Raw genomic sequence first — 22240 nt, forward strand, 5'->3', positions numbered from 1 at the left:
CTTTTCGCCCGTACGTCGTCGAAACCCCGCCCCGCAGCCCGGAGCCGCCTCATGAAATTCCGCTTTCCCATCGTCATCATCGACGAGGACTTCCGCTCCGAAAATACCTCCGGCCTCGGCATCCGTGCCCTGGCGCAGGCCATCGAAACCGAAGGCTTCGAAGTGCTGGGCGCCACCAGCTACGGCGACCTGTCGCAGTTCGCCCAGCAGCAGAGTCGCGCCAGCGCGTTCATCCTGTCGATCGACGACGAAGAGTTCACGCCCGGTCCCGATCTCGATCCGGCCGTGCTGAACCTGCGCACCTTCATCACCGAAGTCCGTCGCAAGAATACCGAGGTGCCGATCTACATCTACGGCGAAACCAAGACTTCGCGACATATCCCGAACGACATCCTGCGCGAGCTGCACGGCTTCATCCACATGTTCGAGGACACGCCGGAGTTCGTGGCGCGCCACATCATCCGCGAGGCCAAGAGCTACCTCGAGAGCGTGCAGCCGCCGTTCTTCAAGGCGCTGCTCGACTACGCCGAGGACGGCTCCTACTCGTGGCATTGCCCGGGCCACTCGGGTGGCGTGGCGTTCCTCAAGAGCCCGGTCGGCCAGATGTTTCACCAGTTCTTCGGCGAGAACATGCTGCGTGCCGACGTCTGCAACGCGGTCGAAGAGCTCGGCCAACTGCTCGACCACACCGGCCCGGTGGCCGAGAGCGAGCGCAACGCGGCGCGCATCTTCAATGCCGACCACTGCTTCTTCGTGACCAACGGCACCAGCACGAGCAACAAGATGGTGTGGCACCACACGGTGGCACCGGGCGACGTGGTGGTGGTCGACCGCAACTGCCACAAGTCCAACCTGCACGCGATCATCATGACCGGGGCGATCCCGGTCTTCCTGAAGCCGACGCGCAACCACTTCGGCATCATCGGACCGATTCCGCGCTCGGAATTCGACATCGAGGCGATCAAGGCCAAGATCCGCGCGAACCCGCTGCTCAAGGGCGTGGACGCCGATACCGTGAAGCCGCGCATCCTCACGCTGACGCAGTCCACCTACGACGGCGTGGTCTACAACACCGAGACGATCAAGAAGGCGCTCGACGGCTATGTCGACACGCTGCATTTCGACGAAGCCTGGCTGCCGCACGCGGCTTTCCATCCGTTCTACGGCCCCTACCACGCGATGGGCAAGAAGCGCGCGCGGCCGACCGAGTCGCTGGTGTTCTCCACCCAGTCCACGCACAAGCTGCTGGCCGGCATCAGCCAGGCCAGCCACGTGCTGGTGCAGGATTCGGTCAACCGCAAGCTCGACCGGCACCTCTTCAATGAGGCCTTCCTGATGCACACCTCGACCAGCCCGCAGTACGCGATCATTGCCAGCTGCGACGTGGCCGCGGCCATGATGGAGCCTCCTGGCGGCACCGCGCTGGTGGAAGAAAGCATCCTGGAGGCGCTCGACTTTCGCCGCGCCATGCGCCAGGTGGAAGCCGAGTTCGGCGAGAACGACTGGTGGTTCAAGGTCTGGGGCCCGGAGAAGCTGGCCGACGAAGGCATCGGCATGGCCGACGACTGGATCATCAAGGGCGAGGAGCGCGACGCCAAGTGGCACGGCTTCGGCACCCTGGCCGACGGCTTCAACATGCTCGACCCGATCAAGGCGACCATCGTGACGCCGGGCCTGGACATGGAGGGCAAGTTCGCCGAAACCGGCATTCCGGCTTCCATCGTCACCAAGTTCCTGGCCGAGCACGGCGTGATCGTGGAGAAGACCGGGCTCTACAGCTTCTTCATCATGTTCACCATCGGCATCACCAAGGGCCGCTGGAACACGCTGCTGACCGCGCTGCAGCAGTTCAAGGACGACTACGAGAAGAACCAGCCGATGTGGCGCATCCTTCCGGAGTTCTGCCAGCAGCACAAACGCTACGAACGCATGGGCCTGCGCGACCTGTGCCAGCACGTGCACAAGCTCTACGCCGAATACGACATCGCGCGCCTGACCACCGAGATGTACCTGTCCGACCTGACGCCGGCGATGAAGCCGAGCGATGCGTATTCGTACATCGCCCACCGCCGCACCGAACGCGTGGAGATCGACGACCTGGAGGGCCGCATCACCACCAGCCTGGTGACGCCATACCCGCCGGGCATTCCGCTGTTGATTCCCGGCGAAGTGTTCAACAAGAAGATCGTCGACTACCTGAAGTTTGCCCGCGAGTTCAACCAGAAATGCCCGGGCTTCGAGACCGATATCCACGGCCTGGTGGAGCTCGAGGGCGAAGACGGCAAGGTGCGCTATTACGCGGACTGCGTGGCGCTGGCCAACATGCCGTCACCGCCGCAACCGCTGGCGACCGAGGAGAACCTGGTGCAGGTCGGCAGCGACGGGCCGTTCAGCCGCACGATGTAATCCTGAGGCGGGCGGCGCGAGTCGCCCGCACGCCGCGTGGGCCTTGGTCGCATCGTCGATGCGACGGGTGCGCTAGCCGAGATCCGGCCGCTCGCGCAGAAAGGTCGGAAAGCGCGGCATGCCGCTGTCGGTGCGGCCGCGGTACCGGTAGCTGATCCAGTGGCCGATGGCGGGTGGCTGGCGACGCTGGGCATCGGTCAGGCCGGAACCGATGCGAAAGCGCTGGCCCTCGCTCGTCTCGACCTGTAGCGCGCCGGTCAGTCCGGCGTATTTGCCTTTGCCCGGCAGGTAGCCGATGACGCGCGCATCGGCATCGTCATAGGGCTTGACCTTGAGCAGGTCGTCGCTGCGCTCGGCGCGGTAGAGCGAGTCGCCGCGGTGCAGCACCAGCCCTTCGCCGCCGCCTTGCACCACGTTGTGCATCATCTCCATCAGGGCGGCATGGCTGGCGACGCGCGACTGGGTCACGGCACGCGCCCAGGGCGAGTCGAGCTTGGACAGCAGCCCGTTGAGCACCGACAGCCGCTCGGTGAAGATGCCGGCCTGCGCCGGCAGATCGAACACCATGAAGCGCATGGTGCGCCACGCGTCGTCGCCCGCCGCCTGCTGGCGCGCGATGGAAACGGCCTTCTGGAACTGGCCTCGCCCCGCCCACAGCTCGCCGTCCATCGGCACGGCCGGCCAGCCGGCGGTGAACCAGGCCGGGGCGAAGACCTGTTCGCCGCCGCGTGTCCAGAGCCGCTTGCCGTCCCACCAGCTGCGCACGCCGTCCATTTTTTCGCTGACCCAGTAATCGCCCAGCGGCATGCCGCGGCGGTACACATTGGCCAGCATCAGGGCCGGCGGCGCGCCGGCCGTGGCTGCTGTCGATGGCAGCAGCGCCACGGCGCCCATCGTGAGCCAGGCGCGGCGGTCGATGCCGCCCATCACAGGCCGAAGCCGGAACGACAAGCCCAATGCGATCAGGCGGCCGGCTCGGCCATGCCGCCGACGGTGTTGCTGAAGCCGCCGTCGACATAGGTGATCTCGGCGCTGACGCCGGCCGCCAGGTCGCTCAGCAGGAAGGCGGCGACATTGCCGACGTCTTCGATGGTGACGTTGCGGCGGATCGGCGCGGTCTCGGCGACCACCGACAGGATCTTGCCGAAGCCCTTGATGCCGCTGGCTGCCAGCGTCTTGATCGGGCCGGCACTGATGCCGTTGACCCGCATGTTCTTCGGGCCGAGCGACTCGGCGAGGTAGCGCACCGAAGCCTCCAGCGAGGCCTTGGCCAGACCCATGGTGTTGTAGTTGGGCACGGTGCGGATCGCGCCGAGGTAGGTCAGGGTGAGCAGCGCGGCCTTTTCGTTGAGATAGGGCAGGGCAGCCTTGGCCATGGCCGGGAAGCTGTAGGCACTGATGTCGTGGGCGATCTTGAAGCCCTCGCGCGACAGGCCGTCGAGGAAGTCGCCGGCGATGGCTTCGCGCGGGGCGTAGCCGATGCTGTGCACGAAGCCGTCGAACTTGGGCCAGGTGGCCGACAGGTCGACGAAGAGTTTTTCGATCTGCGCGTCGTCGCCGACGTCGCAGTCGAAGATGAGTTCGGAGCCGAAATCGGCGGCGAACTCGGTGATGCGGCCCTTGAAGCGCTCGCCGACGTAGCTGAAGGCCAGTTCCGCACCTTGTTCATGGCAGGCACGTGCAATGCCATACGCGATGGAACGGTTGCTGAGCACACCGGTGATGAGCAACTTCTTGCCTGCAAGGAAACCCATTTTTTCTATCTCCGAAAACGCTTGAAAAATCCCGCAGAATTGTCGCATGCGGGTTTGTTCGTTCTTGTTGGCTATGTTGGTCAGTGCTCCTTCCTGGGCGGCGCATGCCTACGCCCAGTTCGGCGACATCAAATATCCGGCCGGCTTCAGCCATTTCGACTATGTGAATCCCGCCGCGCCCAAGGGCGGGGAATTCCGCCTGGTGCCGGGCACCACGTCGACCAACTTCGACAAGTTCAATCCCTTCACCCTCAAGGGCAGCGCGCCGCCGGGCCTGGGCTCGCTCATGTTCGAGAGCCTGCTGGTGGGCAATTCGGAAGAGCCGACCACGTCCTACGGGCTGCTCGCCGAAGACGTCGAGGTGCCGGCCGACCGGCTGTCGGCCACCTTCCGCATCAATCCTGCTGCGCGTTTCAACGACGGCTCGCCGGTCATGGCCGAGGACGTCAAATACTCCTTCGAGACCCTGACCGGGCCGCAGGCCGCGCCGCAATTTCGCACCATCTATGCCGAGGTCAAGGGCGTGACGGTGGTCGCGCCGCGAACCGTTCGTTTCGACTTCGTCAGCGCCAATGCCGAGCTGCCGCTGGTGGTAGGCAGCATGGCGGTTTTCAGCCGAAAGTGGGGCGGCGGCAAGCCCTTCGACCAGATCACGACCGATCTGCCCATCTCGTCCGGGCCGTACCGTTTGGCCAGCAACCGCCTGGGCCGCGACATCACCTACCAGCGCGACCCCAAGTACTGGGGCGCCGATCTTCCGGTACGACGCGGCCATTTCAATTTCGACCGCATCAACTTCAAGCTCTATCTGGACCAGACGGCGCAGTTCGAGGGCTTGAAGGCCGGTGAATTCGACTTCAAGCGCGAGTTCATCTCGCGCAACTGGGCGCGGCAATACAAAGGCAAGCCCTTCGACAGCGGCGACCTGAAGAAGCAGGTCTTCACCGCGCGCAATCCGGGCGACTTCCAGGGCTACGTCTTCAATCTGCGCGACGCCCGATTCCAGGACGTGCGGGTGCGGCAGGCCATCGCCCTGGCGATGGACTTCGAGTGGATGAACCGCCAGCTGTTCTTCGGCATCTACAAGCGGGTCGACGGCTACTTTTCCAACAGCGATTTCCACGCCCACGATCTGCCCGACCCCGGCGAGCTGGCGTTGCTGGAGCCCTTGCGCGACAAGCTCTCGCCGGCGGTCTTCGGCCCGGCGCCGGTATCGCCGAGCACCGCACCGCCGTCGAGCCTGCGCGACAACCTGCGCCAGGCCCGCGACCTGTTGACCGCCGCCGGCTGGACCTACCGCGACGGCGCCTTGCGCAACGCCAAAGGCCAGGCATTCACCATCGAGGTGCTCAACAACCAGCCTTCGCTGGCTCGGGTCATGGCGCCGATGCAGGCGGCGCTGGTCAAGCTCGGCATCGTGATGGACATCCGCAACGTCGATCCCTCGCTCTACCAGCAGCGCATGGACAACTTCGAATTCGAGATGACCACCATCCGCCTGCCCGGCAGCACCGCGCCGGGTGGCGAACTGTTCGAGTATTTCGGTTCCAAGGCGGCGGCCACCAACGGGTCTTCGAACATCTGGGGCATCGCCGATCCGGCGGTCGACGTGTTGCTCGGCAAGGTCGTCAAGGCGACCACCCGCGACGAGCTCGCCACCGCCATGCGCGCGCTCGACCGTGTGCTGTCCAACGGCTACTACTCGGTGCCGCAGTGGTACAGCGACGGCTTCTTGGTGGGTTACCGCCAGCGGCGTTTCGTGCTGCCGCCCATCGTGCCGCCCTACTACCAGGTGGACAGCTGGGCGCTTTCGACCTGGTGGGCTTCGCCCGAGAATCGCTGAGGAAACGCGCCAACACCATGCTCGTCTACGTACTCAAACGCCTGCTGTTGATGGTGCCCACGCTGTTCGGCGTGCTGCTGGTGACGTTCGCGGTGGTGCAGTTCGTGCCGGGCGGACCGGTCGAGCAGATGGTGGCGCAACTGCAGGGCCGCGACTCGGGCGGGGAGGGCGCCGCCAGCAGCGGCGCGGGCTACCGGGGTCGGCAGGGGCTGGACGCCAAACGCATCGAAGAAATCAAGGTGCTCTACGGCTTCGACAAGCCGCCGGTCGAGCGCTTCTGGCTCATGCTCAAGTCCTTCGCGCGATTCGACCTGGGGCAGAGCTTCTACCAGCGCAAGGACGTCTGGGACCTGGTGCTGGAAAAACTGCCGGTGTCGGCCAGCCTGGGGCTGTGGACCTTCTTCATCAGCTATCTCATCGCGGTGCCGCTGGGCGTGAGCAAGGCGGTGCGTGCGGGCACGCGCTTCGACTTCGTCACCACGCTCGTCGTGCTGATCGGTTATGCCATCCCGGGTTTCGTGCTCGGTGTGGCGCTGCTGGTGATCTTCGGCGGCCAGCTGCAATGGTTTCCGCTGCGCGGCCTCACCTCGCCCGACTGGGAAAGCCTGAGCTGGCCGGCACGCATCGTCGATTACCTGTGGCACATCGTGTTGCCGGTGACCGCCATGGTGTTCGGCAGCTTCGCGGTCACGGCCATGCTGACCAAGAACGCCTTCCTGGAAGAGATCCGCAAGCAGTACGTGCTGGTAGCGCGCGCCAAGGGCCTTACCGAGCGGCAGGTGCTCTGGCGCCATGTCATGCGCAATGCGCTGATCCCCATCGTCACGGGTTTTCCGGCGGCCTTCATCGGCGCGTTCTTCACCGGCTCGCTGCTGATCGAGACCCTGTTCTCGCTCGACGGCCTGGGCCTGCTCAGCTACGAGAGCGTGATCCGGCGCGACTACCCGGTCGTGCTGGGAACGCTCTACCTGTTTACCTTGATCGGCCTGCTGACCAAGCTGGTGGGTGATCTTTGCTATGTCTGGGTGGACCCGCGTGTACGTTTCGATTGAATTCGCCCGCCGGGCACGAGGTGCCGTCCGTGGCTGAGGCGCCTGTCATCACCGCCATGCCCGCGGCCGTTTCGCCCGGGCGCCGGGCGTGGCGGCGCTTCCGGCGCAACCGGCTGGGCTTCTGGAGCCTCGTGCTCTTCAGCGTCATGGTGGTGGCGAGCCTGTTCGCCGAGGTGCTGTCGACCGAGCGCCCGCTGGTCGTGCGCTATGAGGGCCAGACCTACTTTCCGGTGCTGAACGACTACTCCGAAAAGACCTTCGGCGGCGACTTCGAAACCCCCGCTGACTACCTCGACCCCTTCATCCGCGACCGCATCACCGCCGGCGCCAACTGGGCGATCTACGCGCCCAACCCCTACGGACCGAAGACGCTCAACTACTTCGCCCGTGAACCCCACCCGGCCGAGCCTTCTCGCGACAACTTCTTCGGTACCGACGATCGGGGCCGCGACCTGCTGGCGCAACTCATCTACGGCTTTCGCCTGAGCGTGCTGTTCGGGCTGGCACTGACGGTCATCGGCGTGCTGCTGGGTGTGCTTACCGGTGCGATCCAAGGCTACCTGAGCGGCCGCACCGACCTGGCTTTCCAGCGCTTCATCGAGATCTGGGGCTCCATGCCGGAGCTCTACCTGCTCATCATCTTCAGCGCCGTCTTCGCGCCGAGCGTGGCCCTGCTGCTGGTGCTGCTGTCGCTCTTCGGCTGGATGGGCTTGTCGGATTACGTACGGGCCGAGTTCCTGCGCAACCGCCAGCTCGACTACGTGCGAGCCGCGCGGGCGATGGGGGTGTCGCACCGGCAGATCGTGTGGCGCCACATCCTGCCCAACAGCCTGACGCCGGTCGTGACCTTTCTGCCGTTCCGCATGAGCGCCTCGATCCTGGCACTGACCTCGCTCGACTTCCTGGGCCTGGGCGTGCCGCCTGGTACGCCGTCGTTGGGCGAGCTGCTCAACCAGGGCAAGGCGAACATCGACGCCTGGTGGATTTCGCTGTCGACCTTCGGCGTGCTGACCGTCACCTTGCTCCTGCTGACCTTCACTGGCGATGCCTTGCGCGACGCGCTGGATCCGCGCAAAACATGAACGAGTCTCCCGACACTCCGCTGCTCGACGTCCGCGGCCTGCGCATCGCCTTCGGTGGCAACGAGGTGGTGCATGGCATCGACTTCCACGTCATGCCCGGCGAAAAGCTGGCGCTCGTCGGCGAATCCGGTTCTGGCAAGACGATCACCGCGATGAGCCTGCTGCGGCTGGTGCCCGACGCCTGGGCCAGTGGCAGCGCGCTGCTGCAGCCGCGCGACGGCGGCGCGGCGCGTGACCTGCTGACCCTGCCCGAACGCGCGCTGCGCGCCGTCCGGGGCGACGAGGTAGCAATGATTTTCCAGGAGCCGATGACCGCGCTCAATCCGCTGTTTCCCGTCGGCGCGCAGATCGCCGAGGTGCTGCAGGTCAAGCGTGCGATGCCGGCGCGCCAGGCGTGGGAGAAGGCGGTTTCGCTCATGGCCGATACCGGCATTCCCGAGCCCGAACGCCGTGCGCGCAGCTATCCGCACCAGCTGTCCGGCGGCCAGCGGCAGCGTGCGATGATCGCGATGGCGCTCGCCAACCAGCCGCGCCTGCTGCTGGCCGACGAGCCGACCACCGCGCTGGATGTCACCCTGCGGGCGCAGATCCTCGATCTGCTGACCGACTTGCAGCGCAGCCAGGGCATGGCGGTGCTGCTGATCACCCACGATCTGCTGATGGTGCGGCGCTTCGCCGACCGGGTGGCGGTGATGGAGCGCGGCCATATCGTCGAGCAGGGGCCGGTGGCCGATGTCTTTTCCCGTCCGAGCCATCCCTACACCCGCAAGTTGCTCGACAGCGTGCCGCGACGGGCGGTGGACGAGCAAGCGGTGGCAGCGGGTTTGGCGCCGTTGATCGAGGGCGAGCGTCTGACGGTGCGCTATCCGGTGCCGCGTCCGGGCATCACAGGCTGGTTCCGCAAGAACTCCTTCGTCGCGGTGCGGGACGTCGGGCTGAAAGTCTTTCCAGGCCGCACGCTGGCGGTGGTCGGCGAATCGGGCTCGGGCAAATCCACGCTCGCGCTCGCGGTGCTGGGGCTGCAGCCGCACGAGGGTGAACTGCGGATCGACGGCCGCCACTGGAGCGGGAAGCTGGGCGAAGACCGCCCGCTGCGGCGACTGGTGCAGGTGGTTTTTCAGGACCCGTTCTCGTCGCTGTCGCCCCGTATGACGGTCGGCGAACTGGTGGGGGAGGGCCTGCAGGTGCATTTTTCCGAGCTCGACGCGGCGACGCGCGACGCACGGGTGCGTGCCGCGCTTGCCGACGTCGGTCTGGACGAGCAGCAGTTTCCCGGACTGCTGGAGCGCTATCCGCATGCGTTTTCCGGCGGTCAGCGCCAACGGCTGGCGATCGCCCGGGCGCTGGTCGTGCAGCCGCGCGTGCTGGTGCTCGACGAGCCGACCAGTGCGCTCGACGTGACCATCCAGAAGCAGGTGCTCGACCTGCTGCAACGGCTGCAGCGTGAGCATGGGCTCGCCTACCTGCTGATCACCCACGACATGGACGTGGTACGCGCCATGGCGCACGACGTGATGGCCATGAAGGACGGCCAGACGGTGGAGTCCGGAACCGCGGCGCAGGTGCTGGATGCGCCATCGCATCCGTACACCCGTCGGCTCGTCGAAGCTGCTGGCGCCTGACGCATGCCACTGCCGCCGCGCGTGCGCTGCGCTAGCATTTGCCTTTTGGGCGGACGAATTCAGCCGATGACGACGATGCAGGACCTGCTGGTAGTGAGTTTGTGCGCCGAGTGGTGCGGCGTCTGCCGCGATTGGCGCGCTGCCTTCACCGATGTCGCCGCGCGCCATCCGGAAGCAAATTTTCGCTGGCTCGACGTAGAGGACGAATCGGAGGTCGCCGGCGACCTCGATGTCGAGACTTTCCCGACGGTGCTGATCGCGCGAGGCGATCGGGTCGTTTTTCTGGGCCCGGTTTTGCCGCAAGGCACGCTGCTCGACCGCCTGTTGGCAAGCCTCGGGGCCGACGCAGCGGAGGTGCCGCAATCCGCCTCGCTTCTGGCGCGACTTCAGGCGAGCGGGCCGGGCGATCGCATTGCACAAATATCACGGCCGGAGTAGAATTGCAGGCTGACGACCAAACGGGCGGATACCAACCGCCCGTTTTTTTTGGTCGATCGGTTTTCATCCGTTACCTTTTTTGGTGGGCTTTCCAGCAACGTGGCACTGCAGCAGATCGTAGAGACGACCGTAATCGGCCTAGGCTATGACCTCGTGGAGATCGAACGCTCCGCGGGTGGTTTGCTGCGCATCACCATCGATTTGCCGTGGCAAGGTCACGCGTCTGCCAGCGAGGCGGGCGTTCCCGAGCAGTTCGTGACGGTGGAAGATTGCGAGAAGGTGACGCGGCAGCTGCAGTTCGCGCTCGAGGTCGACGGCGTCGACTACAACCGGCTCGAGGTTTCCTCGCCGGGCATCGACCGGCCCTTGCGCCATCAGCAGGATTTCGAACGTTTCGAAGGCGAAGTCATCGATCTGGTCCTCAAGGCTCCCATCGGCGCGGCCGGAGGTGGACAGGTTGCTGCCAATCGCAAAAAATTCCGGGGTCGGCTCGAACGTGCTCCCAAAGGTGGAGAAGCCATCTGGCAGATCGTCTGGACCGACGAGCCCGAGGCCAAGCCCGGTGCGAAGGTGAGCAAGAAGCGGCTGGAAGCGTTGCCCCTGCATGCGATGGCGTTCACGCTGCAGGAGTTGCGTGAGGCACGGCTCGCCCCCATCGTGGATTTCAAGGGCCGCAAGTCGCGTGGCGAAGCCAGCGATTCGGCCGAGGCTGCCGAGCCCGGCGCCGAGAACTAAGGTGCCGGTTCGGTCGTCTTGCGAAGGCGGCCGTTGGCGGAAAAAAGTACAGGACAGGAGTTAGTTGCATGAATCGCGAATTGTTGATGCTGGTCGAGGCGATTTCCCGCGAAAAGAGCGTCGAGCGTGACGTCGTCTTCGGCGCGGTCGAATCCGCCCTGGCGCAGGCAACCAAGAAGCTCTACAGCGGTGAAGTGGATATCCGCGTGGCGATCGATCGCGACACCGGTGTCTACGAAACTTTCCGCCGCTGGCACGTGGTGCCGGACGAGGCCGGTCTGCAACTGCCCGAGCAGGAAATCCTGCTGTTTGAAGCCAAGGAGCAGATTCCTGACATCGAGGTCGACGAGCACATCGAAGAGTCAGTCGAGTCGGTGCCGATCGGCCGTATCGGTGCCATGGCGGCCAAGCAGGTCATCCTGCAGAAGATCCGTGACGCCGAGCGCGAAATGCTGCTCAACGACTTCATGTCGCGCGGCGAAAAGATCTTCACCGGCACCGTCAAGCGCATGGACAAGGGCGACATCATCGTCGAGGCCGGGCGCGTCGAAGGCCGCCTGCGTCGCAGCGAGATGATCCCCAAGGAAAACCTGCGCAACGGCGACCGCGTGCGGGCCATGATCATGGAAGTCGACCTGACGCTGCGCGGCGCGCCGATCATCCTGTCGCGTTCGGCTCCGGAATTCATGATCGAGCTCTTCCGCAACGAAGTGCCCGAGATCGAACAAGGCCTTCTCGAGATCAAGTCCTGCGCCCGTGACCCCGGCAGCCGCGCCAAGATCGCCGTGCTCTCGCACGACAAGCGCGTCGACCCGATCGGCACCTGCGTCGGCGTGCGCGGCACCCGGGTCAATGCGGTCACCAACGAGCTGGCCGGGGAACGCGTCGACATCGTGCTGTGGAGCGAGGATCCGGCGCAGTTCGTCATCGGCGCCCTGGCGCCTGCCAACGTGTCGTCGATCGTGGTCGACGAAGAGAAGCACGCCATGGACGTGGTGGTCGACGAGGAAAACCTCGCCATCGCCATCGGCCGAGGCGGCCAGAACGTGCGCCTGGCTTCCGACCTCACCGGCTGGAAGATCAACATCATGGATGCCGCCGAGTCTGCCCAGAAGCAGGCCGACGAAGCCCAGGCCGGCCGTTCGCTATTCATGGAAAAGCTCGACGTCGACGAGGAAATCGCCGACATCCTGATCCAGGAAGGTTTCACCAGCCTCGAAGAAGTCGCCTACGTGCCGCTTCAGGAAATGCTGGAGATCGAAAGCTTCGACGAAGACACGGTCAACGAACTGCGCTCCCGCGCCAAGGACGCCCTGCTGACGATGGAAATCGCCCGCGAGGAAAACGTCGGCGGCGTTTCGCAGGACCTGCGTGACCTCGGCGGGCTGACGCCCGAACACATCTCCACGCTGGCGACCGCCGGTGTGCATACGCGCGACGATCTTGCCGACCTCGGCGTAGACGAACTCACAGAAATTACCGGCCAGTCCGCCGACGAGGCCAAGAGCCTGATTCTCAAGGCACGCGAACATTGGTTCGCGGGTCAAGAGTAAGAGACGTGGAGGACCGCAAAGAATATGTCCAGCACTACCGTAGCCGAGTTCGCAACCGAACTCAAGAAGTCCACTGAAACCTTGCTCGACCAGCTCCGCTCGGCCGGCGTGAGCAAGGGGGCTTCGTCCGATATCCTGACCGAGGGTGACAAGCAGAAGCTGCTCGGCTATCTGCAGGCCAGCCACGGCACTGTCGCCGCCGATCGCAAGAAGATCACGCTGGTGAAGAAGTCCACCAGCGAGATCAAGCAGGCCGATGCCACCGGGCGTGCCCGCACGATCCAGGTCGAAGTCCGCAAGAAGCGCACCTTCATCAAGCGTGACGAGGGCAGCGATGCCGCACCCGAAGGCGAACTCGACGCCGACCAGGCTCTGGAAGCCGCGCAGGCGGAACCGGTGTACTCGGCCGCAGACCTCGAACTGCAGCGTCGCGAAGAAGAGATGCGCAGCACCGCGGATCAGCTTCGCGTGCAGGAAGAAGAACTGGCCGAGAAACGCCGTAGCCGCGAAGAGCGCGAGCGCCGCGAACGCGAGGCCGAAGAACGTGCCGCCGCCTACGCCGCTCAGGAAGAAGCCAAGAAGGCCCAGGTGACCGCCGAGAAGGCCGAAGCCAACCGCGAGCAGGCCGAGCAGATCGCCGCGCGCCAGAAGGCCCAGGCTGACGCCCGTGCCGCTGCCGAGGCCGAGTCGCGTGCCCGTGCTGCCGAAGAAGCCGCGCGTGCGACCGATCTCGACACCCGTCGCCGCAAGGCCGAAGCCGAAGCTGCTGCCATCCGCTCCATGATGGCCACGCCCAAGAAGGTGCTGGTCGCCAAGAAGCCTGAAGAGCCGCCGAAGCCCGTCGCCAAGCCGGGTGAAGTCAAGCCGGGCGTCAAGGGCACGCTGCACAAGCCCGCCGTCGGTGCGGGTACGGCACGCCCGGGTGCGCCTGCGGCGCCAGGCGCCGGTGCCGGCAAGGAAGTCAAGTCGGCCAAGCTGTCGTCCAGCTGGGCGGGCGATCCGGCCAAGAAGAAGGAAATCAAGACCCGCGGCGACAGCTCGGGTGGTGTGGGCCGCAACAGCTGGCGCGCCGGCCCGCGTGGCCGCCGTGGCGATCAGCGCGGCGACCAGCGCGACGATTTCTCGCAGCAACAAGCCGTCGAGCAACGCACGCTCGAAGTGCACGTGCCGGAAACCATCACCGTGGCCGAACTGGCGCACAAGATGTCGGTGAAGGCCGCCGAGGTCATCAAGCAGTTGATGAAACTCGGCCAGATGGTCACGATGAACCAGCCGCTGGACCAGGACACCGCGATGATCGTGGTGGAAGAGTTCGGCCACAAGGCGGTCGTCGCCGCGCTGGACGATCCGGAAGCGTTCACCGACGAAGACGTCGGCGCACATTCCGGTGAAGCCCTGCCGCGCGCTCCAGTGGTGACCGTCATGGGTCACGTCGACCACGGCAAGACCTCGCTGCTGGACTACATCCGTCGTGCCAAGGTCGCTTCCGGCGAAGCCGGCGGCATTACGCAGCACATCGGTGCCTACCACGTCGAAACCGAGCGTGGCATGGTGTCCTTCCTGGATACCCCGGGCCACGAGGCGTTCACCGCCATGCGTGCCCGCGGTGCTCAAGCGACCGACATCGTGATCCTGGTGGTCGCGGCCGACGACGGCGTCATGCCGCAGACCAAGGAAGCCATCAAGCATGCCAAGGCTGCCGGTGTGCCGATCGTGGTCGCGGTCAACAAGATCGACAAGCCCGATGCCAACCCCGACCGCGTCAAGCAGGAGCTGGTGGTCGAGGAAGTCGTGCCCGAAGAGTACGGCGGCGATTCGCCGTTCGTCAGCGTCTCGGCCAAGACTGGCCAGGGCATCGACGACCTGCTCGAACAGGTGCTGCTGCAGGCCGAAGTGCTGGAACTCCGCGCGCCGGTCGATGCCGCCGCCAAGGGCCTGGTCATCGAAGCGCAGCTCGACAAGGGCCGTGGCCCGGTTGCGACGGTGCTGGTGCAATCCGGCACGCTCAAGACCGGCGACATCGTGCTGGCCGGCCAGACCTATGGCCGCGTCCGAGCCATGGTCGACGAGAACGGCCGGACCACCAAGTCCGCCGGCCCGTCGATCCCGGTCGAGATCCAGGGTCTGACGGAAGTGCCGCAGGCTGGTGACGAATTCATGGTGCTGGGCGACGAACGCCGGGCCCGCGAAATCGCGACCTACCGTGCCGGCAAGTTCCGCAACACCAAGCTGGCCAAGCAGCAGGCGGCGAAGCTGGAAAACATGTTCTCCGACATGACGGGCGGCGAGGTCAAGACCCTGCCGGTCATCATCAAGGCCGACGTGCAAGGTTCGCAGGAAGCGCTGGCGCAATCGTTGCTCAAGCTGTCCACGGAAGAAGTCCGCGTGCAGATCGTGTATGCGGGCGTCGGTGGCATCAGCGAGTCCGACATCAACCTGGCGATCGCTTCCAAGGCGGTGGTCATCGGCTTCAACGTGCGCGCCGATTCCGGTGCCCGCAAGACGGCTGAAGGCAACGGCATCCAGCTGCACTACTACGACATCATCTATGACGCGGTGGACGAGCTTCGTGCCGCCATGTCCGGGATGCTGGCACCGGAGCAGCGCGAGGAAGTCATCGGCACCGCCGAAATCCGCACGGTGTTCGTGGCGTCCAAGATCGGTACGGTCGCAGGCTCCTACATCACCTCGGGCCAGGTCACGCGCAACTGCCGCTTCCGTCTGCTGCGCGAGAACGTGGTGGTCTACACGGGCGAAGTCGAGTCGGTCAAGCGCATGAAGGACGACGTACGCGAGGTCAAGGAAGGCTTCGAGTGCGGTATCAAGCTGCGCAACTACAACGATATCCGCGAGCTGGATCAGCTGGAATTCTTCGAGATCAAGGAGATCGCCCGCACGCTGTAAGCAGCGCGCCGTGATATGACATCCATTGCGTCGTTGCAGTCGCCTGGTCGTACTGAAGTACTGCATGCGGCTCCGCGCCTAGCACTGGATGCCATCTCGCGACGCTTGCGCGCGATTTACCCCAATGCCTAAAAAGAAATCATCTGTCCCCAACCGCGGCTTCCGCGTCGCCGACCAGATCCAGCGCGATCTGTCGGAGCTGATCGCCCGCGAGTTGAAGGATCCGCGCGTGGGCATGGTCACGATCCAGGCGGTCGAGGTCACGCCCGATTACGCGCATGCCAAGGTTTTCTTCAGCGTGCTGACGGGTGACAAGGACGAGGCTCTGGAAGGTCTCAGCCAGGCGGCAGGCTTTCTGCGCGCCGGTCTGTTCAAGCGGCTGCACATCCACACGGTGCCCACGCTGCATTTCCAGTTCGACCGCACGCCCGAGCGCGCCTCGGACATGAACGCCCTGATCGCGCAGGCCGTGGCCTCGCGCTCCAAAGACGACTGACACATGAGCACCGCCGGGCCGCCCCAAGGAGCGAATGCCCCCTTGGGGGGCAACGGTTTGCATGCGTCGAACGCGCGTGCGGACCGCGCTCGTGCGCCTCGAGTGCGGGTGCAGCGTGGTCCGGTGCACGGCGTTCTGCTGCTCGACAAGCCGCTGGGCTTTTCCAGCAACGATGCGCTGCAGAAGGCCAAGTGGCTGCTGCGGGCCGAGAAGGCCGGGCATACCGGCACGCTCGATCCGCTGGCGACCGGCGTGCTCCCGCTGTGTTTCGGTGCGGCGACCAAATTCAGCCAGTTGCAGCTCGACGCGCCCAAGCGCTACGAGGCCTTGTTGAAGCTCGGCGTCAAGACGACCACCGGCGATCGCGAAGGCGACCTCGTGTCGGAGCGGCCAGTCGGCGAGATCACGGCCGCCGCACTCGCCGCGGTGGCCGATCGCTTTACCGGGGCCATCGCGCAGGTGCCGCCGATGCACAGCGCACTCAAGCGCGATGGCAAGGCGCTGTATGAATACGCCCGGGCCGGCATCGAGGTGGAGCGCGACGCCCGCCAGGTGACGATCCACGCACTCGCCCTCGAACTCACCCACACCGACGACGGCCATGCCGCGATACGCATGGATGTTCGTTGCAGCAAGGGCACCTACATCCGCACACTCGGCGAAGACATCGGCGAAGCCCTGGGTTGCGGCGGCCATCTGGTCATGCTGCGCCGTACGGCTACCGGGCATTTCGACGTGGCACAGGCCGTCGGTCTGGCCGAGTTCGAGGCGATGTCGTTGGACGAGCGCCTGGCGCGGCTCCATCCGGTGGAATCTCTGTTGGCCGAGCATGAATCCGTCACATTGGGCACGGAAGATGCGGCACGTTTTCTGTCAGGCATGCGCCGCCGGGGTTCCTGGCCGGATGCCGCGAAGGTCGCCGTTTACGGCGGCATCCCCCGAACCCTGCTGGGCGCAGCCCAGACCACCGGCGGCGAACTGATCCCGAGCCGCCTGCTGAGCCCCATCGAGATCCAGCAAATTTTGCAGAAAGAGAGCACGCCCAGCGCCGCCGTCATGGCCGCGGGCATCGAGGAAACCTTATGAGCAAGCAAATCCGCAACATCGCCATCATCGCCCACGTCGACCATGGCAAGACCACCATGGTCGACCAACTGCTGCGGCAGTCGGGCACCTTCGCCGAGCACGAGAAAGTCGTCGACACGGTAATGGACAACAACGCCATCGAAAAGGAACGTGGCATCACGATCCTGGCCAAGAACTGCGCCGTGAGCTGGGAAGGTACCCACATCAACATCGTCGACACCCCGGGCCACGCGGACTTCGGCGGTGAAGTGGAACGCGCCCTGTCCATGGTCGATGGCGTGGTGCTGCTGATCGACGCCCAGGAAGGCCCGATGCCTCAAACGCGCTTCGTGACCAAGAAGGCGCTGGCTTTGGGCCTGAAGCCGATCCTGGTGGTCAACAAGGTCGACAAGCCCGGCGCGAACCCCGACAAGGTGGTCAACCAGGCATTCGACCTGTTCGACAAGCTCGGCGCGACCGACGAACAGCTCGACTTCCCCGTGGTCTACGCCTCGGGCATCAACGGCTGGTCCTCGCTGGACGAAGGAAAGCCCGGTGAGCAGTGGGGCCCCGACATGTCGGCCCTGTTCAACACCATCCTGAAGCACGTTCCTTCGCAAAAGGGTGATCCGGCGGCACCGCTGCAACTGCAGATCTCCGCGCTGGACTTCTCCACCTTCGTCGGTCGCATCGGTGTGGGCCGCATCAGCCAGGGCACCCTCAAGCCGATGCAGGACGTAGTGGTCATGGAAGGCCCGGACGGCAAGACGATCAAGGGCCGTGTGAACCAGGTGCTGACCTTCCAGGGCCTGGAGCGCGTGCAGTCGACCGAAGCCGGTCCTGGCGAGATCGTGCTGATCAACGGCATCGCCGACCTCAACATCGGCGTCACCGTCACCGATCCGACCAGCCCGGCGCCGCTGCCGATGCTCAAGGTCGACGAGCCGACGCTGACGATGAACTTCTGCGTCAACACCTCGCCGCTGGCCGGCCGGGAAGGCAAGTTCGTCACCAGCCGCCAGATCTGGGACCGCCTGCAGAAGGAACTGCAGCACAACGTGGCCCTGCGGGTGAACGAGACCGACGAGGAAGGCATCTTCGAAGTGATGGGCCGGGGGGAACTGCACCTGACCATCCTGCTGGAGAACATGCGCCGCGAAGGCTACGAAATGGCCGTGTCCAAGCCGCGCGTGGTGTTCCGCGACATCAACGGCGAGAAAAACGAGCCGATCGAACTGGTGACGGCCGACGTGGAAGAAATCCACCAGGGCGGCGTGATGCAGGCCCTGGGCGAGCGCAAGGGCGAACTGGTCAACATGGAGCCGGACGGTCGTGGCCGTGTGCGGCTGGAGTACCGCATCCCGGCGCGTGGCCTGATCGGTTTCACCAACGAATTCCTGAACCTGACCCGTGGTTCCGGCCTCATCAGCAACATCTTCGACAGCTACGAGCCGCACAAGGGCGACATTGGTGGCCGCAAGAACGGCGTGCTGATCTCCATGGACGACGGTGAAATCTTCACCTACGCGCTGGGCAAGCTCGACGACCGTGGCCGCATGTTCGTGAAGGCCAACGATCCGGTGTACGAAGGCATGATCGTCGGCATCCACAGCCGCGACAACGACCTGGTGGTGAACGCCACCCGTACCAAGCAGTTGACCAACTTCCGCGTCAGTGGCAAGGAAGACGCCGTCAAGATCACGCCGCCGATCGACCTGACGCTGGAATACGGTGTGGAGTTCATCGAGGACGACGAGCTGGTCGAGATCACGCCCAAGTCTGTGCGTCTGCGCAAGCGTCACCTCAAGGAAAGCGATCGCAAGCGCGCCGGACGAGGCTAACCCCCAGCCTTGCTCAGCCCGCTAGCGCGGGCCGTAGCCGGCTACCCCCTTTCAGGGGGCGACACTGGCGGTCCGGCCAAGCCGGTCCCGCTGTGTCCTTGGAAAAACAAGAAACGCCCTGACGAGTCGATCGGTAGGGCGCTTCTTTTTGTGGCGAGGTTACTTGATTGCTGCGACCCGCCAGATGGTGTTTCCGACGTCGTCGGCAACCAGGAGGCCGCCGTTCTTGTCGATGGCGACGCCGACCGGGCGGCCGCTGGCGTTGCCTTCGCTGTCGACGAAGCCGGTCAGCACGTCGATCGGCTGGCCCGTGGGCATGCCGTTGGCGAAGGGGACGAAGACCACCTTGTAGCCGCTGCGGGGCTTGCGGTTCCACGAGCCGTGTTCGCCGATGAAGACGCCATTGGCGAACTGCGCGGGCAGGCGGCTGCCAGTGGCGAACGCCATGCCGAGCGGCGCGACGTGGTTGCCCAGGCCGTAGTCGGGCTTGATCGCCTTGGCGACCAGCTCGGGGCGGGCGGGCTGGATGCGCTGGTCGACGTTCTGGCCCCAGTAGCTGTACGGCCAGCCGTAGAAGCCGCCGTCCTTCACCGAGGTGAGGTAGTCCGGCACCAGGTCGCTGCCGAGTTCGTCGCGTTCGTTGACGACCGTCCACAGCGCGCCCGTCGTGGGCTCCCAGCCCATGCCGTTGGGGTTGCGCAGGCCGCTGGCGAAGATGCGGTGAATGCCGGTGGTGCGTTCCACCTCCCAGATGGCAGCGCGGCCTTCTTCCTGGTCCATGCCTTTTTCGCCGACGTTGCTGTTGGAGCCGACCGTGACGTAGAGGCGCGAACCGTCGGCACTGGCGATGACGTTCTTGGTCCAGTGGTGGTTGATGCCGGCGGGCAGGTCGATCACCTTGGTGGCCGGCGCTGCGATCGACGTCGCGCCTTCCTGATAGGGAAACTTCACCAAAGCGTCGGCGTTGGCGACGAACAGGTCGTTGCCGACCAGCACCATGCCGAAAGGCGAGCTCAGCTTTTCCAGGAAAACTTTCCGGGTCTCGGCCACACCGTCACCGTCGGCGTCACGCAGCAGGGTGATGCGGTCGGCGCTCGGCACCTTGGAGCCGGCGCGTTTCATCACCAGGTTCTGTACCCAGCCCTTGATGCCGCCGCCCTGGGCCTCGTCACCCTTGGGCGGCGCATCGCTTTCGGCGATGAGCACGTCGCCGTTGGGCAGCACATAGGCCCAGCGGGGATGGGCGAGGCCCTCGGCGAATTTCGTCACCACCGTGCCCGCCACCGGCTGCGGCATGGAGCCGTCGCGCCAGCCTTTGGCCGGAGCGATATGCACGGTGGGAATCAGCGTCTTGTTGGGCGCCGGCAGGGTAGGGCTCGGACCGATGCCGGCGCCCTCCGGCAGCAGGGCGCTGTCGCCGCAGGCAGCGAGCAGGCAGGTGGCACACAAGGCGGCGGACAGCGGGCCGCTGGGTCGGATCGGCATTTCTCGTTCTCCTGGGACGGGGTTGCACGGGCTGCATGCAGCCGTTGGCAATGTCGCATCGCCAGAGCGGCACGCCTGTAGGCGTCGCGCGCGAATTCCGTCGATCGGAGGGAAAGGGAAGTGCCGGGCCGCGGGCCCGGTCAGCGGCTGTGCACCTTCATCGCCCGCTCCACTTCGCGCTTGCCCTCGCGCTCCTTGATGGTGTCGCGCTTGTCGTGCTCGGCCTTGCCCTTGGCCAGCGCGATTTCGCACTTCACCTTGCCGGCCTTCCAGTGAAGGTTGAGCGGCACCAGGGTGTAGCCCTTCTGTTCGACCTTGCCTATGAGGCGGCGGATCTGCTCCTTGTGCAGCAGCAGCTTCTTGGTGCGCACCGAGTCCGGCGAGACATGCGTGGAAGCCGAGCGCAGCGGGTTGATCTGGCAGCCGATGATGAACATCTCGCCTTCGCGGATCACCACGTAGCCGTCGGTGAGCTGCACCTTGCCCTCGCGCAGCGCCTTGACTTCCCAGCCTTGCAGCACCATGCCCGTCTCGTAACGCTCTTCGATGAAGTAGTTGAAGATCGCCTTCTTGTTTTCGGCGATCCGGCTGTCGGTGGTGGGTTTCTTGGTGGCCATGGAGTCTCAGATGGGGGCGCGCAGCTTAGTTTCTACAATGGGCCGGCAAGACACAGAGCCTCCGATTCTATGAAAACCGTCACCAAGTCCGTCCTGATCTGGTATAGCCCCGAAGAAATGTTCGCCCTCGTCACCGACGTGGCGAAGTACCCTCAATTCCTGCCCTGGTGCGACCGCGCGTCGGTGCAGTCGCAGGACGAGCACGGCATGACGGCCCAGGTCGGCATTTCCTTCAGTGGCATTCGCCAGTCATTCACCACCCGCAACACCCATGTGGCCGGCCGCGAGGTCCATATGCAGCTGATCGACGGGCCGTTTTCGCAGCTCGAAGGCCTGTGGCGTTTTCAGCCGGTGGGCGAGGGCGAGCAGCGCGCCTGCCGCATCGAATTCGAGCTGAAATACGGCTTTTCCAATATCGCCCTGGCCACGCTGGTCGGCCCGGTCTTCGACCGTATCGCCGGCAGCATGGTCGATGCGTTCGTGAAGCGGGCGGACGAGGTGTATGGCGGGTGAGCCCGGTGCGTCGCTGGCGATCACGCTGGCGATCGACCGTGGTGCCCGAGTCGTCGAAGAACACATGCTCGCGCTTCCGATCGGTGCGCGGCTGGTCGACGCGTTGGCTGCGGCCGGATACGGAGACGAGACGGATGCCGGCATCTGGGGCAAGCAGCGCTCGCCGGACACCGTGCTGAAAAGCGGTGACCGCGTGGAGATCTACCGCCCGCTGCGGGTTGATCCCAAGGTGGCGCGGCGTGAGCGCTTTCGCAAGCAGGGCACGCGAGCGACCGGCCTGTTCGCCCGCAAGGATTGATGCGCCTCAGCGGCAGTCGCTGGCCATGATCGACTGGGCGCGCTGCGCTTCGGCGGCTCGGGTCTGGTCGTCCATGTAGCTGCGCTCGCCCGCGGCATTGAGCGTGGCGATCCGCACGCCCGAGTTGAGCGCAGCGGCCGATTGCTGGGCGCGCTGGCAGTTGTCCGCGCGGGCAGCGGCTGCCTTGGTTTCCTCGGCCTGCGCCTTGGCTTTTTCGGCCGCTTCCTGCTGCCGGCGTCGGTCGGCGAGTTCGCCGTCCTGGCCGGGCGGCCGCTGGCCCGGAGCTGCTGCCGGCGCGGTTGGCGCCGGGGCCGGTGCCTGCGCGGGAGCCGAACGCGCCGGGCCGCCGGGTTGCTTCAGGATGCTGCGTTCGGGCACGTCGATCGGCGGCGGACGGTCGCTGTAGACCTTGCGGCCGGTCTTGTCGAGCCATACGAATTGCGCTGCCACCGATCCCGCGGTGCAGGCCAGCGTGAGCGCTATGAGAAAGCGGGCAACGGTCATCGCGGCAGTGTAGCCCGCACCGGCCCATCATT

General features: G+C 65.3%; 19 protein-coding genes. 14 read left to right on the forward strand and 5 right to left on the reverse strand.

From position 1 onward, the window contains the following. Positions 1-51: 51 nt before the first annotated feature. Positions 52-2406 (forward strand): Orn/Lys/Arg family decarboxylase, encoded by a 2355-nt coding sequence (locus tag R9X41_RS09620; protein ID WP_318634646.1) that lies wholly within the window; start codon positions 52-54, stop codon positions 2404-2406. Positions 2407-2478: 72 nt separating this feature from the next. Here R9X41_RS09620 and R9X41_RS09625 read toward each other — a convergent pair whose 3' ends face one another. Beyond that, positions 2479-3333, reverse strand: coding sequence for a DNA ligase (locus tag R9X41_RS09625; protein ID WP_412556678.1), 855 nt, complete (start codon positions 3331-3333; stop codon positions 2479-2481). Between the two features lie 35 nt (positions 3334-3368). Next, entirely contained in the window at positions 3369-4160 is a 792-nt protein-coding gene (gene fabI / locus R9X41_RS09630) for an enoyl-ACP reductase FabI (protein ID WP_318634647.1), read from the reverse strand. Between the two features lie 73 nt (positions 4161-4233). On the opposite strand from fabI, the gene R9X41_RS09635 reads away from it, so the two are divergent. From R9X41_RS09635 to typA, 11 genes are all read left to right on the forward strand, one after another. Then, positions 4234-6003 (forward strand): extracellular solute-binding protein, encoded by a 1770-nt coding sequence (locus tag R9X41_RS09635; protein ID WP_318634648.1) that lies wholly within the window; start codon positions 4234-4236, stop codon positions 6001-6003. A gap of 17 nt (positions 6004-6020) precedes the next feature. Then, the gene (locus R9X41_RS09640; RefSeq protein ID WP_318634649.1) at positions 6021-7055 is read left to right on the forward strand and encodes a microcin C ABC transporter permease YejB; all 1035 of its coding nucleotides are present in this window, start codon (positions 6021-6023) and stop codon (positions 7053-7055) included. A gap of 56 nt (positions 7056-7111) precedes the next feature. Further along, positions 7112-8137: an ABC transporter permease gene (locus R9X41_RS09645; RefSeq protein WP_318635191.1), complete on the forward strand. Its 1026-nt coding sequence runs from the start codon at positions 7112-7114 to the stop codon at positions 8135-8137. After that, the gene (locus R9X41_RS09650) at positions 8134-9759 is read left to right on the forward strand and encodes an ABC transporter ATP-binding protein (RefSeq protein ID WP_318634650.1); all 1626 of its coding nucleotides are present in this window, start codon (positions 8134-8136) and stop codon (positions 9757-9759) included. Before R9X41_RS09645 ends, R9X41_RS09650 begins: the two co-directional genes overlap by 4 nt. Positions 9760-9825: 66 nt before the next feature. Beyond that, positions 9826-10197, forward strand: coding sequence for a thioredoxin family protein (locus R9X41_RS09655; protein WP_318634651.1), 372 nt, complete (start codon positions 9826-9828; stop codon positions 10195-10197). 99 nt (positions 10198-10296) lie between these two features. Continuing rightward, the gene (gene rimP, locus R9X41_RS09660; RefSeq protein ID WP_318634652.1) at positions 10297-10932 is read left to right on the forward strand and encodes a ribosome maturation factor RimP; all 636 of its coding nucleotides are present in this window, start codon (positions 10297-10299) and stop codon (positions 10930-10932) included. A gap of 68 nt (positions 10933-11000) precedes the next feature. Further along, on the forward strand, positions 11001-12485 hold the full coding sequence (gene nusA, locus R9X41_RS09665) for a transcription termination factor NusA (RefSeq protein ID WP_318634653.1): 1485 nt from the start codon (positions 11001-11003) through the stop codon (positions 12483-12485). Positions 12486-12509: 24 nt separating this feature from the next. Further along, positions 12510-15389: a translation initiation factor IF-2 gene (infB, locus tag R9X41_RS09670; RefSeq protein WP_318634654.1), complete on the forward strand. Its 2880-nt coding sequence runs from the start codon at positions 12510-12512 to the stop codon at positions 15387-15389. A 124-nt stretch (positions 15390-15513) separates the two neighbouring features. After that, the gene (gene rbfA, locus R9X41_RS09675) at positions 15514-15885 is read left to right on the forward strand and encodes a 30S ribosome-binding factor RbfA (protein WP_318634655.1); all 372 of its coding nucleotides are present in this window, start codon (positions 15514-15516) and stop codon (positions 15883-15885) included. Positions 15886-15993: 108 nt separating this feature from the next. Then, complete coding sequence (gene truB / locus R9X41_RS09680) at positions 15994-16971, forward strand: tRNA pseudouridine(55) synthase TruB (protein WP_318634656.1); 978 nt, start codon at positions 15994-15996, stop codon at positions 16969-16971. Then, positions 16968-18791 (forward strand): translational GTPase TypA, encoded by a 1824-nt coding sequence (gene typA, locus R9X41_RS09685; protein WP_318634657.1) that lies wholly within the window; start codon positions 16968-16970, stop codon positions 18789-18791. The genes truB and typA overlap by 4 nt, the downstream gene beginning before the upstream one ends. A gap of 159 nt (positions 18792-18950) precedes the next feature. Here typA and R9X41_RS09690 read toward each other — a convergent pair whose 3' ends face one another. After that, the gene (locus R9X41_RS09690; RefSeq protein ID WP_318634658.1) at positions 18951-20276 is read right to left on the reverse strand and encodes a PQQ-dependent sugar dehydrogenase; all 1326 of its coding nucleotides are present in this window, start codon (positions 20274-20276) and stop codon (positions 18951-18953) included. 140 nt (positions 20277-20416) lie between these two features. Continuing rightward, positions 20417-20893: an SsrA-binding protein SmpB gene (gene smpB, locus R9X41_RS09695; protein WP_318634659.1), complete on the reverse strand. Its 477-nt coding sequence runs from the start codon at positions 20891-20893 to the stop codon at positions 20417-20419. 69 nt (positions 20894-20962) lie between these two features. On the opposite strand from smpB, the gene R9X41_RS09700 reads away from it, so the two are divergent. Both R9X41_RS09700 and R9X41_RS09705 read left to right on the forward strand, forming a co-directional pair. Further along, positions 20963-21406 (forward strand): type II toxin-antitoxin system RatA family toxin, encoded by a 444-nt coding sequence (locus R9X41_RS09700; protein ID WP_318634660.1) that lies wholly within the window; start codon positions 20963-20965, stop codon positions 21404-21406. Further along, positions 21396-21704, forward strand: a complete 309-nt coding sequence (locus tag R9X41_RS09705) for an RnfH family protein (protein WP_318634661.1) — start codon at positions 21396-21398, stop codon at positions 21702-21704. Before R9X41_RS09700 ends, R9X41_RS09705 begins: the two co-directional genes overlap by 11 nt. A 6-nt stretch (positions 21705-21710) precedes the next feature. Here the strand turns inward: R9X41_RS09705 and R9X41_RS09710 are convergent, their stop codons facing one another. Next, on the reverse strand, positions 21711-22208 hold the full coding sequence (locus R9X41_RS09710; protein WP_318634662.1) for a DUF4124 domain-containing protein: 498 nt from the start codon (positions 22206-22208) through the stop codon (positions 21711-21713). Positions 22209-22240 lie beyond the last annotated feature (32 nt).

Source organism: Xylophilus sp. GOD-11R, from assembly GCF_033546935.1.
Lineage (GTDB): Bacteria > Pseudomonadota > Gammaproteobacteria > Burkholderiales > Burkholderiaceae_C > Xylophilus.

Coding starts and splice junctions, on each gene's coding strand:
- R9X41_RS09620 (WP_318634646.1), top strand. CDS start 52: ATGAAATTCCGCTTTCCCATCGTCATCATCGACGAGGACTTCCGCTCC.
- R9X41_RS09625 (WP_412556678.1), bottom strand. CDS start 3,333: ATGGGCGGCATCGACCGCCGCGCCTGGCTCACGATGGGCGCCGTGGCG.
- fabI (WP_318634647.1), bottom strand. CDS start 4,160: ATGGGTTTCCTTGCAGGCAAGAAGTTGCTCATCACCGGTGTGCTCAGC.
- R9X41_RS09635 (WP_318634648.1), top strand. CDS start 4,234: ATGTTGGTCAGTGCTCCTTCCTGGGCGGCGCATGCCTACGCCCAGTTC.
- R9X41_RS09640 (WP_318634649.1), top strand. CDS start 6,021: ATGCTCGTCTACGTACTCAAACGCCTGCTGTTGATGGTGCCCACGCTG.
- R9X41_RS09645 (WP_318635191.1), top strand. CDS start 7,112: ATGCCCGCGGCCGTTTCGCCCGGGCGCCGGGCGTGGCGGCGCTTCCGG.
- R9X41_RS09650 (WP_318634650.1), top strand. CDS start 8,134: ATGAACGAGTCTCCCGACACTCCGCTGCTCGACGTCCGCGGCCTGCGC.
- R9X41_RS09655 (WP_318634651.1), top strand. CDS start 9,826: ATGACGACGATGCAGGACCTGCTGGTAGTGAGTTTGTGCGCCGAGTGG.
- nusA (WP_318634653.1), top strand. CDS start 11,001: ATGAATCGCGAATTGTTGATGCTGGTCGAGGCGATTTCCCGCGAAAAG.
- infB (WP_318634654.1), top strand. CDS start 12,510: ATGTCCAGCACTACCGTAGCCGAGTTCGCAACCGAACTCAAGAAGTCC.
- rbfA (WP_318634655.1), top strand. CDS start 15,514: ATGCCTAAAAAGAAATCATCTGTCCCCAACCGCGGCTTCCGCGTCGCC.
- typA (WP_318634657.1), top strand. CDS start 16,968: ATGAGCAAGCAAATCCGCAACATCGCCATCATCGCCCACGTCGACCAT.
- R9X41_RS09690 (WP_318634658.1), bottom strand. CDS start 20,276: ATGCCGATCCGACCCAGCGGCCCGCTGTCCGCCGCCTTGTGTGCCACC.
- smpB (WP_318634659.1), bottom strand. CDS start 20,893: ATGGCCACCAAGAAACCCACCACCGACAGCCGGATCGCCGAAAACAAG.
- R9X41_RS09700 (WP_318634660.1), top strand. CDS start 20,963: ATGAAAACCGTCACCAAGTCCGTCCTGATCTGGTATAGCCCCGAAGAA.
- R9X41_RS09705 (WP_318634661.1), top strand. CDS start 21,396: ATGGCGGGTGAGCCCGGTGCGTCGCTGGCGATCACGCTGGCGATCGAC.
- R9X41_RS09710 (WP_318634662.1), bottom strand. CDS start 22,208: ATGACCGTTGCCCGCTTTCTCATAGCGCTCACGCTGGCCTGCACCGCG.